Consider the following 15,115-nt stretch of genomic DNA (forward strand, 5'->3'; position numbering starts at 1 on the left):
ATCGCGCGACGCTCAAATTCACCGAGCACGGCATCGAAAGCCTCAAGGAACTCTGCCTCGACCAGAAGCGGTGAGCGCGGTCAGCACGTCTGCGCTCGATAGCCCGCGGCCCCGGCCGGATGGATACAGCGAAACGCCTCCATCTCCGGCGCGGAGGTCGGTTGCCAGGGGGAGGTCGGCTCCGCCTCGGCCATGGCGGCAGCCGGGCTAGCTGCGGCCCTGGGCGGCAACAACCGGCAGGTCGAAAACGCCGCCGAGATTGGGCTGGAGCACAATCTCGGCCTTACCTGTGACCCGATCGGCGGTCTCGTCCAGATTCCCTGCATCGAGCGCAACGCAATCGGCGCCGTGAAGGCCATCAACGCCGCCAGGCTGGCTCTGCACGGCGACGGCGCCCACCATGTTAGCCTCGACCAGGTTATCCGCACCATGCGCGACACAGGCCGCGACATGCTGTCCAAGTACAAGGAGACCTCGGAAGGCGGCTTGGCCGTCAACGCGATCGAGTGCTGATGGACGATCTTGGCGAAGTGAAATCGGCGCTTTGCCTCAACATTATGGACAGATTTCTTCAAAGCAGCTCATCCAGAGACGTGTCATGCCAAGTTCTACCGCTGCTCCAGTAATTTCCCTCCCCTTCTGCCCGCAGGTCACGCTACTTAGTGCCGTTCCGGAAAGATCTTGAGTCTGTTGAGTCGGTTGTGATTCGGTGGTCGGTGCCTGGATGGAAGGTGCCACATGTGGAAGCCGGAACACCGTCGTGCCCGTGACCGGCGTGGCCTTCGCTATCCCAGTGACCTGACGGATGCCGAATGGGCGCTGATCACCCCGAGCTACCGCAGTGCACTAAATTGTTTCACGGCTATCTTACCCGAGCAGCGGCTTCACACTAGGCCCCCGCGTCGGCGCACGGGCGTCGGAGGGGGCGATGGCACGCGTCTGAATGGCGGCTTTCGGCTTCATGTTCGGTCTTCGGCTTCCATACCAACGGATTGCCGTTATCATACCGTCATGACGGACGAGACTACTGCAGGGTCTGAAGCACCTCCGGCACGCCGGCTGCCCTAGGAGCTGCACCCCGCCCTGACCGAGGAGCGGCTCACCGCCGCGGCCCGCCTCCTGGCACGCGCCAGGGCCGACGCCGTCGCTTCCGCCGACTACTGGGCGGGGGACGATGCTTGGTCGATCGGCTGTCGCGCCTACGCCTTCTCCGAGCACCAGCTCGCCCGCGCCGCCGAGGACGTGCCCCGCAATGGGCACCCTGGACCGTCGCGCTCGATAATCTACAGCGCCAGGGGATCAGGTTGGACCCCTCCGGCGGGACGGTGTCACCTTCGGGCTCCGTCTCCGACACAGGAGGAGACGGACCACCATGTCAGTGAACGACCGCGTCACCACGCGTCAGACACCGGGTGGACTGCGAGAAAAAAGCGAAGCTACGGCACGAGCACCGAGATGCCGGCGGCGGCGCGGCGCTCGACTTCCTGGTGAAGCAAAGCGGCGCCGCGGAGAGGGTATCGGGTCAGCGAGATCTCGCCGAATGCACCGCTCCGGTAGAGGGCGAACACCTCCGTCATGGCGGCACGCAGCTCGCTTGCGCTCTTGAGGTAGGCCGGAGCCTGCGGTGCGAGAACCGTTGCGCCGCGACGCGCGACCGCCTCCGGGTCAGTCTCTGGCCAACCGGCGGACGCCCCGAAGGATATGACGGTCCCACCCGTGCGAACGGCCCCGGCGGCAAGCAGGCGATCGGCGGTGTCGGCGCCGATCCCGTCGAAGACAGCGTCGACCCCGTTTTCGTCGCTAAGACGCCCGACCATGTCGATCGCATGGTCCAATCCGACCGTCACGTCGGACGCGCCATTCTCACGAGCCAGCGCGCGCTTCGCCTCGCTGCCCACCACGCCGAGCACACGGGCACCGCGATGGGCAGCGAGCCGGGTCGTTAACGACCCGACTCCACCTGCGGCCGTGGTAACCAGGACGCTCTGGCCGGGCTGCACCTCGAACAGCCGGACTGCGCAGAGCCAAGCCATGAAGCCCTTGACGGTCAGCGCCGCAGCGGCCTCGAAGCTGACGTCCTGCGGAAGGGGGAAGAGCAGGTCCGCCACGATCAGGCGCGTCTCGGCATAGGCGCCCTGCGCCCGCAGGTATCCGACGCGATCGCCGACCGCGAACTCGGTCACGCCCGCCCCGACCGCGGTCACCCGTCCCGCACCCTCGATCCCCATCACGCGGCCTGGCTCGTCCTCGGAGATGAGGCCCTTGCGCTGCAGAACATCGTGATAGTTGAGTCCGATCGCCTTCTGCTCGACCATCACCTGCCTGGCGGGCGGCGATGCCACGTCACGGTCTTCAGCCCGCATGACCTCCGGGCCTCCTCCCCCGTACTGCGCGACGACCAATGTCATTGTGGTAACCTCAGCATCTTGGAGTGTGGGGAGGTCGGCGGATGCGATCGGCGCGCGTCGGTGTCAGACCACGAAGCGGACAATGCCGCCGTCCACCCGAAGCGCGGCGCCGCTGGTTGCGGACGCCTGTTCGGAACAGGCATAGACGATCATGTTGGCGACCTCCTCGGTCGTGGCGAAGCGCTGGATCAGCGTGGTCGGGCGCAGCGCCCGCAGAAAGCCCTGCTCGGCTTGCTGCAGCGAGATCCCGTTCTCCTGCGCCTGCCTCACCATGTAGTCGCCAAGGATTTCGGACCGGGTCGGCCCCGGAAGAACCGCGTTGACGGTGACGCCTGTGCCAGCGACCGCTTCGGCCAGACCGCGCGAAACCGCGAGTTGGGCGGTCTTGGTCATGCCGTAATCCAGCATCTCCTTGGGCGTGTTGACCGCGGACTCGCTGCTGACGAAGATGACGCGTCCCCAGCCCTTCCCGACCATGCATGGCAGGTAGTGGCGCGAGAGGCGCACGCCGCTCATGACGTTCAGCTGAAACAGGCCGAGCCAATCCTCGTCCGGGATGGCCACGACATCGGCCAAGCCGCGATAGTCGCGGATGAACGCCGTGCCGACGTTGTTCACGAGGACGTCGGCGTCCGGCGCCTCCGCGATGAGGGCGCTCGCTCCTTCCGCGGTCGACAGGTCGGCAGCAACGCCAGAGATGGGAACCCCGGGGAACGCTGCGCGCATCTGCCGCACCGCCCCATCGACCCGCGCCTGGGTGCGGCCATTGATGATGACCGAGGCGCCAGCGCGAGCCAGCCCCTCGGCGGTTGCTCGGCCGATGCCGGCGGTGGAGCCTGTCACGATGGCCGTGCGGCCGCCTAAGTCGATCCTCATGGGTCCCGCCTTCCTGACCTGGCGCCGGCCGCCCCTGGGAACGCCGGCGCCACGCTCTCAGAGCTTGATGCCGGCCGCATAGAGCGCACCGTCGATGCGCTCATCGACCTCGCGCTTCGTGGCAGCCCAGGCGGGCACCGTGTCCAGCAGGCGCTGCTGCCAGGCGACCAGATTGGGAAATTCGTCCAGCGGGATCTTCGTCCGCTCGTTCTGCGAGAACGGGCCGGCGATGTCGAAGTCGGCCAGCGTCAGCCGATCACCGACGATGTAGCTGTGCGTCGCGAGGTGCGCGTCCAGCACGGCAGCGGCCGACCGGAGCTTGTCGGCCGCCAGCTTCACGATGGTTCCGTCGGCGGGCTGGTTCATGAAGCGCTTGGCAAGGACCTCATCGAAGGTGAGCGTCGCGAAGACGCGCCACTGCTCGCCCGACCAGAACATCCACTGGAGGATCTCGAACCGCTCGCGGGTCGTGCGGCCTGCCAGATCGCTTCCCGCCTTCTCGGCAAGGTAGAGGTTGATCGCGGCGGACTCGTAGAGGACGAAGTCGCCGTCGACCATGACGGGCGATAGGCCGTGCGGGTTCAGCTCCAGGAACTCGGGCGTGTGGCTCTCGCCCTTGAAGAGGTCGATGTTGACGATCTCGATGTCGATGCCCATGGCGGCCGCTGCGGCCGTGACGCGGCGCCGGCTGCCCGAACCGGGGTCGCCGTAGATCTTGATGGCCATTGTGGGTGATCCTTCCCTTGGTTGATGGTGTGAGTGGTCAGGCCGGGACGCCGGCACGCAGCCGATCGAGCACCGGCAGCAGTTCTGATAGGTCGGGGCGCCGGGTGTAGTCGGGGTTGATCTCGGCATAGGCGATCACGCCGTCGGTCCCGATCACGTAGCGCGCCGGCATCGGCAGTACGCAGGACGGGTCGTCGTTGATCTTCGCCAAGTCGTTGCCGAACTGCCTGTAGACCTGGATCAGCTCCTCTGGCAGCGAGAAGCGCAGGCCGAATTCGGCGGCGACAGCCGCTCCGGCATCGCTGAGGGTCGGGAAGTTGAGCTTGTTGTCGCGCTGCGACTTGCGGCTGTTCGCCGGCGTCTGCGGCGAGATCGCGACCAGGCTGGCTCCGCGCGCCTCAATCTCGGGCCGGACACCCTCCAGCGCCTGCAGATCGAGGTTGCAGTACGGGCATCAGACGCCGCGGTAGAAAGTCGCGATCAGCGGCCCCCGTGCGAGCAACTCCCGCGAGCTCACGGTTGCGCCTTCCGCGTCCCGGAGCGTCAACTCGGGCGCCGTGTCACCTGCCTCGAGGGCCCTGTCGGTCTGCCGGCTGTCAATCAGTGACTAGGTCGCGCGCCGCATCGTGTCGAGCTGGGCTTGGGTGGGCACCAGCGGAAGGCGTCCGTTCTCGAAGTCCTCGCGTATCGCGTCGAGTTTGTCCTGGAGCCTCATCTCGCATCTCCGTGTCCGCGGCGAAGGTGCCGTGAGCCAAGGATTAGTTGATCAGCGGAATATGGTGTATCCACTAGATACGAAGAACATTTATCTGGGATTCGAATGAGCGATCGCTGGCAGGAGATGGCCGTGTTCGTCCGTGTGGCGGACAGTGGCAGCCTTTCAAGGGCGGGGCGCGAGCTGAAGCTCTCCCAGCCTTCGGTGACGCGTATCATCGGCACGCTGGAGGCCCGGCTGGGCACGACACTGCTGCTGCGCACCACGCGGAGCATCTCGCTGACCGACGCCGGCGCGCTCTACCTTGAGCGCGCGAGACGCCTCCTTGCCGAGATGGAGGAGGCCGAGCAGGCAACCCGGGGCGTGGACTCGCTGCACGGCGTGGTTCGTCTCGCGATGCCGCTGATGTATGGCACCCGTGCGATCATACCGGCTCTGGCGCCCTTCCTGGCCCGACATCCCGACCTGAGGGTCGAGCTGGCCATGAGCGACGCGCGCCAGAACTTGGTTACGGACGGCGTCGATGTTGCCATCCGCATCAATGTCGGGGCGCTGCATGACTCCACCTTCGGTGCCCGCAAGCTCGCGTCGGTCGAGCGATTGGTCGTCGCGGCGCCGGCCTACCTGTCCGCCCATGGCGCGCCGGCTACTCCGGCCGACCTCGCCAAGCACGACTGCATCGTTCAGCATGGCTCGTTCGGCGGCGAGAGCTGGCGCTTCAGGCACAACAAGACCGTCACCTCCGTCGATGTCCACGCAAGACTGTCGATCAACTCAGCCCCAGGAGTTCTGGCAGCCACAGTGGCGGGTCTGGGGATCTCGCTGGGAACTCGCGTGATGGCGGGTGAGGAACTGCGCACTGGGCAGCTTACACAGCTGCTTGGGTCGTACCGGCTGGATCCCGCGGAGGTCTACGCCGTCTTCCCGGCAGGGCCGAGGCCATCGGCGAAAGTCCGGGCGATCATGGATCACCTCGGAGCGTCGCTCGCCGCTGCGGGCTGAGCAGCATCGGCGGAAGCGAGGGACCACCTCTCGCCGCCCCTGCTCAAGGGGTGTGATCGGCTGCCGCCAGACGGCAAAGAAGCCGAATGGCCGCCATTCATCATCATCGCAGCCAAAGCGGAACTGCCGCTCACGGCCATCCCCTGCCCTGCTGCCCACCGCGTCAACGGATGATCCGCCCGACCCCAATGGTCGGCTTGTCTTGCTCACTTAGCTGGCGCACATTCGCCCAACGCGATCTCAGCTTCGCTGCGAATCAGACTTGTCGGACGTCCAGCTGCGCGGATCCAGGTTCCCCAGCCATTCCACGCCCAGCGCTTAGACATCCAGCTTCGTTCCGTCCCCTCCTGTCAGCTCTTCCTCGCTCATGCCGTTGCGATCAGAAGCTCTTCCACCGATGAAAAAGAAATGCGGGAAACCGCTGTGAAGAGCCTTGAAAGGTCGGGCACTCCGTAATCCTGGCTCACAGAACCATCCCAATGTTCCGTCAGAAAGTCGTGGTCGTCGCGATCGAGTCCCGCACGGCGGCACGAGCTCTTGAATCCTTGTCGTAGTGAGTGGAAGACCAGCGCCGGGTCATCCAGACCCACGCTCGACAGGAGTCTTGCGAACGCCTTCGAGTAGGCTGCCGTCCGCTTACCGAACTTGTCGGCCTTTAAATCGGGAGATAAGTGCATCTCAGTTCTCGTGGCGAGTTCCATGACATACTCCTCGAAGCTGAGGCGCAGGAGAGTCGGGTGAAGCGGGATCTGACGCCTGGACGACGATGTCTTCAGGCCCTTTCCACCCCCCTCCTTCCTCGTCGAACGCTTTCCGGCGGCAGCCCCCGTTTTGCCGTCCGAGTTGTCGATGCTGATGCGCAGCACTCCGCCGGTCCGCGCAATATCCGCGACCAACGCCTGGCCGAGTTCTTCGAGCCGGCAGCCCGTGTAGGTTCCCAGTAAGGGAAGCCAGTAGTGTGCATCCTTGATGACGAGCTTGCCGGTCCTGAGGCCCTGTGTGTCCGAGTAACAGCCTGAGTAGATCGGCGACGAGAAGATGCGGGCAAGCTCCTGCCCGGCAAGCTCACGTCGGCTGATGAGCTCGCGAGTGTCGATCGCCGATTGCGCGTGCTGAAAGGGCTTGTCCTTGAGGTAGCCGTTCCGTTCCCCCCCAGAAAAAGACCCCATTGAGGAGGCCGTTAGCCTTCCGCACGGTGGTCACCGAAACCCGGTCGACATCGACGTTGCGGTACTTCTTCACGATCTCTGGTAAGGGCAGGCTTCGATGCGCATTCGGCAACGCCTTCGGCTTGGCCAGCAGTGCGCGCCTGAAGGCCTCGACTGACTTCTTTCCCAGCTAGCGAACAAATCGGCTGGCGCCGTCGACCCCCTCGAACTGGCGGACCAGCCTGCGCAACTCGTTCAGCGTCTCGCCTCCGCACGCCGCTCAGCGTGGTAGCGACTTAAAAGTTCTCCAGGCGTCACATCCGGCTGGGCATCGATGTCGTCGGTCGCGGTAGTCCTCACGGTTTTTATCGGCAGCGACGAGCAGCCAACAAGGATGGCGGAGGATGGCAACTCAGTGGGCCGGCCAAGGGGCATTGCTGCGGCGCCGAGGCGAGGCCAAACCCCACCGAGCGACGTTAGTTCGAGTCCCTCGCACTCGATGAGGGCGCGAAGAAGATGATGGGTCAGAAGGCGAACGTTGATATCTGAGGGTGCCATCCGGCCACTGGTCGCGAGCAACTCGACGGCCAGCTCGGCCACCGCATTGGCCCCACCATCGATCAGGGCGTCTACGAGCGCCTGGCGTGCCTGCTCGAGGCAGCGGATTTGAAGGGCAACCTGCTCGGACGACCACCCCCGGCGCTCGGCGGTCCGGATGATGATCTTCTGCTGTTCCGCGTCGCGGTGGCGGATAGCGATGCCCTCCGCCTCGGCGAGGGTAAGTGCCGGGAGGGCAGGCGCCTGGATAGCGGCCTCAGCATGCGGGTTCGGGGACCTTGGCCCCGGACGTTCAGGGCCCGACGCATTGTCGATTAGCGCCTGGACCCGGGTGGCGGCGGCCAAGCCCAATCGCCTCGCCTCTTCGGGATCTTTGGTACTGAGAGATTCGACAATCTCACGGCGACCGAGAACGGCGCGGAGAGGGGCCGGGACAGCCCGCCGGAACCGGTAGATTTCCGTCTTGGGACGACGGCCGACGTAGCTCACGAGCGCCATGCGTTTATGCCACCCGTTTGTATCACCGGGCGCCGCATAAGTCGCTGTTCTGCTAGTTTCTCGACGCTTCAACCACTTACGAAGTGGCTGGCGTCCCCAAGGGGAGTGCAACAGGCGTTCAGGGGTGTCCATGTCCGTCCATCCACTTCCGGTTAGATCAACGGGTTAGCCCTCCCTCTGTTCGCTGTCGTCCAGTTGTGTGTGCCCCCGTCGTTGTCCCATTGTGGGGGTGATTGTGGGGGTGGGTCAGTTGTGCTTCCGCCCGACACCGGAGGCCCGATGCCGAAGCTGACCGAGCGCGCCGTTGCCAATGCCAAACCCCGGGAGAAGGTCTACCGGCTGTCGGACGGCGACGGGCTGCTGCTGGAGGTACGCCCCGCGGGCGGGCGAGCCTGGCTGTTCCGCTTCATGCTGGCCGGCCGGCGCCGAGACATGGGGTTGGGCGCCTACCCTGCCGTGGGGCTGAAGGAGGCTCGGCAGAAGGCCAAGGCCGCGGCGGCGGAGGTAGAGAAGGGCACTGACCCCATCACTCACCGGGACACCACCGATCGTGCTGAGGCTGCTAGGAAGGCCCAGGAAGAGGAGCGGCAGGGGCGCACCTTCCGGGACGTGGCCGAGCGCCTGGTGAAGGCGCAGCAGCCGGGGTGGACCAGCGGCAAGACGCTGGCGAGCTGGCGTCTCACCCTCGACAAGCACGCTTACCCCGTAATCGGATCCGTCCCGATCGGCGACATCACCCGGGAGCATGTCGTCCAGGCCCTCACCACTGTCTGGACCGCCCAGCCCGCTACTGCCCGCAAGCTGCAGCGCCGCATCGCCGCCGTGCTCGACTACGCCGCGGCACTGGGCTGGCGCTCCACCGATAACCCGGCCACCGGCCGCGTCCTGCGGCTCACCAAGGCCCTGCCGAAGCAGCCGCCAGAGCAACGCCAGCCCTCCCTTCCCTGGCAGCGGGTGCCGGCCTTCCTGCGAGAGGTAGAGGTGATGGACGGGACCGCCCCCCTCGCCCTCCGCTTCGCAGTCCTCACCGCCGTCCGCTCCGCCGAGGTCCGGCATGCCCGGTGGCCCGAGCTCGACTTCGACACCATGACTTGGACCATTCCCGCCCAGCGGATGAAGGGCGGGAAGGCGAAGGCGATGCCGCCCCATCGCGTGCCATTGACGGACGCCATGCTGACCGTCCTGGCCGCCGCGGCCGTGCACGTCACCGGCAAGATCGAGGGGCCCGATAAGCTGGCGTCACAGGCCACCATGGCGGGTGATGCCCTGGTCTTCCCCTCCCCGACCGGCGTAGCCCTCAGCGACGCCGCCCTGGGCGCCTGCATCCGCCGGATGAACGAGGATGCGCCAAAGGGCGGCCCTCTCCCCTGGCAGGACGTGGATGGCCGCGGCGCCACCCCTCACGGCTTCCGCCGCTCCTTCCGGAGCTGGGTCGACGATACCCGCCCAGATGCCGGCGAGGCGGCAGAGAAAGCACTGGCCCATGAGGACGAGAACAGCGTCCGGGCCGCTTACCGGGGATCCGACATGCTTGAGCAGCGCCGCCCCCTCATGGCCGCTTGGAGCGCCTTCTGCGTGCCAAGCACGAAGGAGGGGAAGGTGGTAGCGCTTCGAGCCAAAGAGGCCTGAGCCCCCCCTTCTCCCCTGGAGAGGGGGGTTTGAACCGTCACACCGGCACATCTTTGATTTTGTTCAATACATGCCGTCACAGGCGCTACCGCGTGTGACGGTTCAAACTGTCGAAAAACTCAATAAAACTGGGCATTGTGACGATGTGACGGGCGGAATTTAGCCATTCAGCCGTTCGCAGGCATCGGCTCGGACTACTGAGGCACCGCGGCCCCCTTGCTCCACTTGACCTCGGCCCGGTAGGGTCACCTCCACGGCAGCGATCTCTCTCCTCGGTTTCTAAGGAGAGGACCGTCTGCGCCCGCCGACACACCCCCGTCGTTCCGGTGCCCACCCGCCGCCGGGGCCACCTCCCGACCAGCTCGTCACTGCCAGGGCCGCCGCCGCCTTGCTGGCGGTCAGCGTCCGCCATGTCCGCCGCCTCATCGCCGGCGGCACCCTGCCACCCGTCCGGATCGGCCGGGCCGGTACCGGCGGCGCCCTCTGGCGCGCCACGGTCGCGAACGACGTCCTCCTCTTCCTGAAGATCAAGCCCGAATGGAGCGCCGGTCTTTCGTCGCTCGGCATCGTCCGGCCGGCCCTCGATCACCTGGTCGCGGAAGCCGGCGGACACGACCTCATCCCAGGCGTGCGCGCCGGATCCGTTCAAACGTCGGGCTGACGCTACGCTGCCGAGGAAGGAGCACGGCGCCGAGGTGGTGGAGCTTCGGCCGGTGAAGGAGGCGGGCTGACGCGGAGAGGGAAAGGAAAAAATTTGCGGACGTTGTTTTCTCTATAACTTTCTGCGCTGGACGTGGGGAAGCGGGGGAATGTGGGAAGTTTGTTGTTTTCAATGCCTTATGTGTGGGGAGATGCCCCATTTTCGCTCCCCAAGAACGGCATTTGTGGGGAGGTGTCCTGTGGGGCGCGGCCCACGCCAACGCCGCCACCTCAGCGAGAAGCGCGGAGCGGCAGCAGATCTAATGCTCAACCTGCGTCCCTCCCAGCCTGAACCCGTGACGGCCGAGAAGGGTCGCGCCGAACTGGTCTCGATCTGGGACGGCCTGGATCAGGAGGGGCGCAGAATGCTGCTGGCCAACGCCCGGGCCGTGGGGGAGGTGACCGGCCATGCCCCGGCTCCGGCCGACAACGACCCGAAGGGACCTTCTCGGCGACCCGGTCCTGCCTAAGGCCTCGGGGGCATTGCCTCGCGGTGCCGCAGCACTGGCGCATCAGCCGCCGTGAAGGCGAGCGTGAAAAGTGTCAGGCCGGTGCTGTCAGTCACCTCGATAACCCACTCGCCTTCGTTCCAGAAGGTTCTGGCGTGTTCCACCAATAGCTCACCGCCATATCTGGCGGCTTCAATGCGGGCTGCCATGAGATCGGGCAGCTCAGTGCCTTTACTGTCGGGCGGGGTGCGCCCATCGCGGACATGAAAGTGGTATCGAGGCACGGCAATCTCGGCGAAAGGTGGGAGGCCTCCCACCGAACCCGCCATTGACGGTTACCGTAAGGACCAACTTCGTCCGAAGTTTAGGCGCCGCTTCTACTCTGCTGCAAGCTAAGCCGCTGCCGCTCCGGATTAACCCTGGGTGGGCGAAGCTTTGAGGTCCAGAAAAGCGGCTGGCGCGACGCGGGTTCCGCCAGCCGCCCTGCCCAGTCCGGTCGGTTACGCCTAGGAGTAGGCACCGACCATCGGCCCGTGGATCTTACCTGGGACGACCAGGGCAAAAAAGCGGCCGGTGATGAGGAGACGCCTCACCCACCGGCCAGTCAGTCTTGCCGGCAGAACGTGCTGCTTCGTCCCGGAGGCCTGCGTTGCGGCAATGCTGCGCCCGAAATGGACAGCGGTCACCCTACTTCTTCGTTATACCCCCGCGCCCGGCGCCAGGGCTACTTGGGGCAGGCATCTGGTCGGCGCACTTGGGTTCGGCCACGCTTGTCGGGCGCGAATCTAGGAGCCATAGCGATGGCACGGGAAACCCAGGAGAAGTGACCCTCCCTCCCCGTCCGATCACCCCGAAGCAGGAACTCCAGGCACTAGCCCAGTTCGCCGATCTGCAAGAGCTGCTGGCTCTTTGGGCTAAGATCGGGCCGGATGAGCGTGACTTGGTGCTGATGCTGATGAAGGCGATGATCGAGGTGAAGCGGCAATGACCGTTCCTTCCCACCCCCTCGGCCCAAAAGCAGAACGGGACGCGACGATCCTGCTCATCCAGGCGGAGGAGATGATAACCCGCTGGGCGAAGCTGGAGCCGGAGAAGCGGCGCTTCGTGCTGGCCCTGGTTAGAGCAATGTCGGCGGGGGAGTGGGGGTGACCCTCCCGCCCCGTCCGCCCGGTCAGCGCCCTAGCCTGGAGGAACGTGCCGAGCTGCTGGCCCTTTGGGACAGCCTGAGCCCTGACGAGCGAGAGATGGTCATGTTCTTCGTCCGGTCCTTGGCCAAGGGGAGCGGCACATTAGCGCCGGAACTGGCGGCTTGGTGGAAGAAGCGGACCCCGGAACAGCGCGCTCGTGTTCTGGCCTTGGCCAGGGCAATGACGGAGGGGGAGCGGTGAGCGCCTTCCGCGAGCGACACCCTAGGTCGACCAGGCAACACCACAGAGGCCAGCTGGCGTGCATTGCACTTACACCAGCCTGGAAGGATTGAATAAGAGGAACGGATGCTTTCCAAGCGCGAACGTTGGGTTGGAATTTACGAGACTATCCTGCGGGGGAAAGGGCACCCTGATCAGGCCTTGAACTGGGATATTAGCTCGCTGTCGAAAATTAGGAAGGCCGTTCTTGCTGCAAGGGCAGAACAGAAGGTCATCCAGAAAGCCTTGGCTGACGATGCCGTCATATTTTGTTTGGATGATTTAGAAATAGACCAGAAGCAGAAAGTAGCCACTTTCCTCTTCTCCGCTATCGACGTAAACGCCTCCGACCCATCATTTCGAAACACGAAGACTTTTACCACTCGACACATCAAGAAGGGTGCGAATGAAGGGAGCGCGGTGGCAGCGCACCTCGTGGTGGCATTCGATGTGGAACAAAATTCAAACCGCTATCCCACGGCTTTAGAGCAGATAGAGGGCGTATCTCGCAGTCGTATCTTGCCGATGCTTGAGGAGTTGCTTTTCACCTACTGCGGACAAGTGACCGTTGACAATGATGGGGCGCCTGAGCGCGCTGATCCGCGTTTGGAGATGCAGGCCAAGCCCTCAGAAACCCTCGCGCAGAGCTTGCGGTCTGGCGAGCTCTTGGGGGTTTCCCTACTCAGGGTAACACGCAGCCGGAAACTCGATAAAGGGCAGCTCTATCACGAGGCGGAAAAGGCAGTGCGCTTTAAGGTGAAGAGAACGAGCGGAGATGTAGCAAAGAGCATCATTTCTGAGATCCGCGGCAAGCCTGAGTATCGCGATCTAAACACCATGCGCGTGAGATATCGGAGGGCAGACGGCAAGCATCTTACTTTGAGCGCCGACACAGCTCAGATGGACGCCTTCGAAAAGAGCTTCACGCGCGTAGAAAGGATCACCGTCACTGAGACCGACCTACCGGCAGCACATGAAAAAATTAACACCGAAGTTGCATCATCAATGCTTGATTTGCTCTCGGACAAAAAGAAGCCGTAGTATCAACTCATGAAGTCTCTGGACTTTCTCCTTTCGCCCCTCCGGTGGTGGCGGGTGAAGCACCCGGCGGTACACCTGCTCAACTGGGTAGTTCCGACCACGCTGTCCGCGATGGTCACCACGGCGCTGCTTTGGCCCGCTTCAAAGGCCAACGTGTTTGGTGAGCTGGGAGTTATCCATCAAGCAAATGGCCTTCTGCAGATCCTTGCCGGCTTTTATATTGCATCGCTGGCTGCGATCGCTACTTTCAACAAGCCCGGTCTTGATGACATCATGAAGGCCGACCCACCAAAGATTTATCGCAACAAACAGCATCCAGCAGACCCCCTGACGAGGCGTAGATTCCTGTGCCTCCTTTTCGGCTATCTTTCTTTCGCCTCTATCATGCTATACATCGTTGGAGCAGCGGCAATGATCATTGCTCCCACCGCATCGGCAGCGTTTACCGAGGCACAAGTATTTGTTGGTCGAGGCGTTTTTGTAGCGGCTTTCGCATTCTTTTTTAGCCATCTTTTAGCGGCCACCATTCTCGGAATTCATTACATGGCAATACAGATTCAGCAAGACGAAGTAAAGACTGGCTTTGAATCGTAAAGTCTTCCTGGACTTCCCGTCTTTCGACAAAGACGACACGGCCGCACCATCTTTCTGCTTCGCCCTAACCGGCGGGGCTTCTTCGTTCAGGGGCTCTACGCCGAGCCGCCCTCTTCCCTGAGATCCCGTCGAATCCGCCGCAACTGCTCCATGACCTCGGCCAGCCTTTTCTGAGCGGCCGGCACGTCGCCCTGGGCTAGATCCCTCGCGCACTCGTCCAACGGGCCGGCCAAGAGGTCCAGAATTGCATCGGCGGCGCGTCCCGTAGGGTCCATGCCCCCTCTATGCGCGGACCGTCACCCCAAAGCCAGGATGGTGCAGGCTCACGGCAGACAATCCGCCGCGACCAATCCCGATCCCGTCCACTCTGCCTGCTGCTTGAGAAAAGAGCCCGGCCGGATTGCTCCAGCCGGGCCGAGTAATCTTCAGGAACACCCCTGCGGGGAAGGCAGCAGGGGCCGGGGCTCGAACGCGTCTTAGCGAGTGAGGTTTGAGACCGGTTTCTTTACCGTTTCTCTCTTCGCAACCCTGCCCACCCCGCAGCCCAGACAAAGAAGCCCGGCGGGAGATCGGCCCGCCGGGCGAGTTGAAACATGGAGACTACGATACGCGAACGCGGCCGCTCTAACCGCGCCGCCAAAACGACTACGCACCATACTAGGTTGCCCCACCCCGCCCGCTCAGAGGCGGGATCTCGTGACCTCTGACCCGGTGGCCAGCAGTCAGGCCGGCAGCTTCGGCCACCCGTGCGACGTCAGGATCTTAGTCCAGGTGCCTAAGGCAACGCGCGAGCGAACAGCCATATCGCCGCGACAGCCAACGCTGACCCGATCACCGCAGTCGCGGCGCAGAGGGCCAGCATTTCCCGGCGGGCCTGCAGCACTTCCCTGGATCGACCCATCGACATGCCGGATAGATAACACAACCGTGAGTTGGGCGACAACTCCGTTCTACTACCGCGCCGCCGGCCGCAGGTTCACCCCAGAGCCGGCCTCCGGCGCCTCACCTTGGCCCACTGCTTTCCTTGGGGGTGCCTGCCCCGGAACCTTGTAAGACCCTTCGATGCGCTCAGCCTGTTCCAGGCAGCGTCGGGCCATGTCCTTCAATATTTCCTGGTCTGAAAGCAGGCTGATCTGGTCCGCCACCCTCAAACACATAGCTGCTTCCTCGCGAAGCTTTCGCGCCTCGTCCAGGATCATGGCTCTCGGCCTCAGTACGGATAGCTTTAACGCCCCGGTCGTATGCGTCAGCCGATCCCGGCCTTGAGTTGATGGTGGTGGTTCGCCGAAGTGGCTGTCATGACGGACAGCACGACGACGGCATCACTCGCTAACCCCTCTTACGACGGTAGTATGAGCGGCTCCGG

At 64.1% G+C, this 15,115-nt stretch carries 16 protein-coding genes and 3 pseudogenes; 11 read left to right on the forward strand and 8 right to left on the reverse strand.

All coding sequences use genetic code 11. The annotated features are described in order from the left end of the window. Nucleotides 1-126: 126 nt before the first annotated feature. Both ACO1BU_RS32480 and ACO1BU_RS32485 read left to right on the forward strand, forming a co-directional pair. A pseudogene (locus tag ACO1BU_RS32480) lies at nucleotides 127-513 on the forward strand (L-serine ammonia-lyase, iron-sulfur-dependent, subunit alpha); the annotation flags it as partial. Between the two features lie 225 nt (nucleotides 514-738). Then, nucleotides 739-831, forward strand: a pseudogene (locus ACO1BU_RS32485) (IS5/IS1182 family transposase); the annotation flags it as partial. A gap of 605 nt (nucleotides 832-1,436) precedes the next feature. On the opposite strand, the gene ACO1BU_RS32490 reads toward ACO1BU_RS32485, so the two are convergent. The 4 genes and pseudogenes from ACO1BU_RS32490 to ACO1BU_RS32505 all read right to left on the reverse strand — a co-directional run. Continuing rightward, a complete protein-coding gene (locus tag ACO1BU_RS32490; RefSeq protein WP_424140083.1) occupies nucleotides 1,437-2,363 on the reverse strand; it encodes a zinc-binding dehydrogenase in 927 nt (308 codons plus the stop codon). A gap of 108 nt (nucleotides 2,364-2,471) precedes the next feature. Next, nucleotides 2,472-3,284, reverse strand: a complete 813-nt coding sequence (locus tag ACO1BU_RS32495) for an SDR family NAD(P)-dependent oxidoreductase (RefSeq protein WP_424140084.1) — start codon at nucleotides 3,282-3,284, stop codon at nucleotides 2,472-2,474. Nucleotides 3,285-3,341: 57 nt separating this feature from the next. Next, entirely contained in the window at nucleotides 3,342-4,139 is a 798-nt protein-coding gene (locus ACO1BU_RS32500) for a glutathione S-transferase family protein (protein WP_424140085.1), read from the reverse strand. After that, nucleotides 4,048-4,452: pseudogene (locus ACO1BU_RS32505) on the reverse strand (redoxin domain-containing protein); the annotation flags it as partial. The pseudogene ACO1BU_RS32505 and the gene ACO1BU_RS32500, both read right to left, overlap by 92 nt. A 378-nt stretch (nucleotides 4,453-4,830) precedes the next feature. On the opposite strand from ACO1BU_RS32505, the gene ACO1BU_RS32510 reads away from it, so the two are divergent. After that, entirely contained in the window at nucleotides 4,831-5,727 is an 897-nt protein-coding gene (locus ACO1BU_RS32510) for a LysR family transcriptional regulator (protein WP_424140086.1), read from the forward strand. Between the two features lie 365 nt (nucleotides 5,728-6,092). Here the strand turns inward: ACO1BU_RS32510 and ACO1BU_RS32515 are convergent, their stop codons facing one another. Both ACO1BU_RS32515 and ACO1BU_RS32520 read right to left on the reverse strand, forming a co-directional pair. Further along, nucleotides 6,093-6,896 (reverse strand): site-specific integrase, encoded by an 804-nt coding sequence (locus ACO1BU_RS32515; RefSeq protein ID WP_424140087.1) that lies wholly within the window; start codon nucleotides 6,894-6,896, stop codon nucleotides 6,093-6,095. Nucleotides 6,897-7,130: 234 nt separating this feature from the next. Beyond that, nucleotides 7,131-8,063 (reverse strand): DUF6538 domain-containing protein, encoded by a 933-nt coding sequence (locus ACO1BU_RS32520; RefSeq protein ID WP_424140088.1) that lies wholly within the window; start codon nucleotides 8,061-8,063, stop codon nucleotides 7,131-7,133. A 147-nt stretch (nucleotides 8,064-8,210) separates the two neighbouring features. On the opposite strand from ACO1BU_RS32520, the gene ACO1BU_RS32525 reads away from it, so the two are divergent. From ACO1BU_RS32525 to ACO1BU_RS32535, 3 genes are all read left to right on the forward strand, one after another. Beyond that, nucleotides 8,211-9,560 carry a tyrosine-type recombinase/integrase gene (locus ACO1BU_RS32525; RefSeq protein WP_424140089.1) on the forward strand — a complete coding sequence of 450 codons (1,350 nt, stop codon included), beginning with the start codon at nucleotides 8,211-8,213 and terminating at the stop codon, nucleotides 9,558-9,560. 295 nt (nucleotides 9,561-9,855) lie between these two features. Then, the gene (locus ACO1BU_RS32530; RefSeq protein ID WP_424140098.1) at nucleotides 9,856-10,221 is read left to right on the forward strand and encodes a helix-turn-helix domain-containing protein; all 366 of its coding nucleotides are present in this window, start codon (nucleotides 9,856-9,858) and stop codon (nucleotides 10,219-10,221) included. A gap of 301 nt (nucleotides 10,222-10,522) precedes the next feature. After that, nucleotides 10,523-10,729, forward strand: a complete 207-nt coding sequence (locus tag ACO1BU_RS32535; protein ID WP_424140090.1) for a hypothetical protein — start codon at nucleotides 10,523-10,525, stop codon at nucleotides 10,727-10,729. Here ACO1BU_RS32535 and ACO1BU_RS32540 read toward each other — a convergent pair. Continuing rightward, a complete protein-coding gene (locus ACO1BU_RS32540) occupies nucleotides 10,726-11,037 on the reverse strand; it encodes a DUF6894 family protein (protein ID WP_424140091.1) in 312 nt (103 codons plus the stop codon). The genes ACO1BU_RS32535 and ACO1BU_RS32540 overlap by 4 nt on opposite strands. Before the next feature lie 494 nt (nucleotides 11,038-11,531). On the opposite strand from ACO1BU_RS32540, the gene ACO1BU_RS32545 reads away from it, so the two are divergent. The 5 genes from ACO1BU_RS32545 to ACO1BU_RS32565 all read left to right on the forward strand — a co-directional run bounded on the left by ACO1BU_RS32545 (nucleotide 11,532) and on the right by ACO1BU_RS32565 (nucleotide 13,749). Next, entirely contained in the window at nucleotides 11,532-11,696 is a 165-nt protein-coding gene (locus ACO1BU_RS32545) for a hypothetical protein (RefSeq protein WP_424140092.1), read from the forward strand. Further along, the gene (locus ACO1BU_RS32550) at nucleotides 11,693-11,857 is read left to right on the forward strand and encodes a hypothetical protein (RefSeq protein WP_424140093.1); all 165 of its coding nucleotides are present in this window, start codon (nucleotides 11,693-11,695) and stop codon (nucleotides 11,855-11,857) included. Before ACO1BU_RS32545 ends, ACO1BU_RS32550 begins: the two co-directional genes overlap by 4 nt. Continuing rightward, complete coding sequence (locus tag ACO1BU_RS32555; RefSeq protein WP_424140094.1) at nucleotides 11,854-12,096, forward strand: hypothetical protein; 243 nt, start codon at nucleotides 11,854-11,856, stop codon at nucleotides 12,094-12,096. Before ACO1BU_RS32550 ends, ACO1BU_RS32555 begins: the two co-directional genes overlap by 4 nt. 105 nt (nucleotides 12,097-12,201) lie before the next feature. Continuing rightward, the gene (locus ACO1BU_RS32560; RefSeq protein WP_424140095.1) at nucleotides 12,202-13,155 is read left to right on the forward strand and encodes a hypothetical protein; all 954 of its coding nucleotides are present in this window, start codon (nucleotides 12,202-12,204) and stop codon (nucleotides 13,153-13,155) included. Nucleotides 13,156-13,164: 9 nt separating this feature from the next. Continuing rightward, nucleotides 13,165-13,749: a hypothetical protein gene (locus tag ACO1BU_RS32565; RefSeq protein ID WP_424140096.1), complete on the forward strand. Its 585-nt coding sequence runs from the start codon at nucleotides 13,165-13,167 to the stop codon at nucleotides 13,747-13,749. Between the two features lie 953 nt (nucleotides 13,750-14,702). Here the strand turns inward: ACO1BU_RS32565 and ACO1BU_RS32570 are convergent. After that, nucleotides 14,703-14,948, reverse strand: a complete 246-nt coding sequence (locus tag ACO1BU_RS32570) for a hypothetical protein (RefSeq protein WP_424140097.1) — start codon at nucleotides 14,946-14,948, stop codon at nucleotides 14,703-14,705. Nucleotides 14,949-15,115: the final 167 nt, after the last annotated feature.

The organism is Roseomonas chloroacetimidivorans, from assembly GCF_049629625.1.
Taxonomy (GTDB): domain Bacteria; phylum Pseudomonadota; class Alphaproteobacteria; order Acetobacterales; family Acetobacteraceae; genus Roseomonas; species Roseomonas chloroacetimidivorans.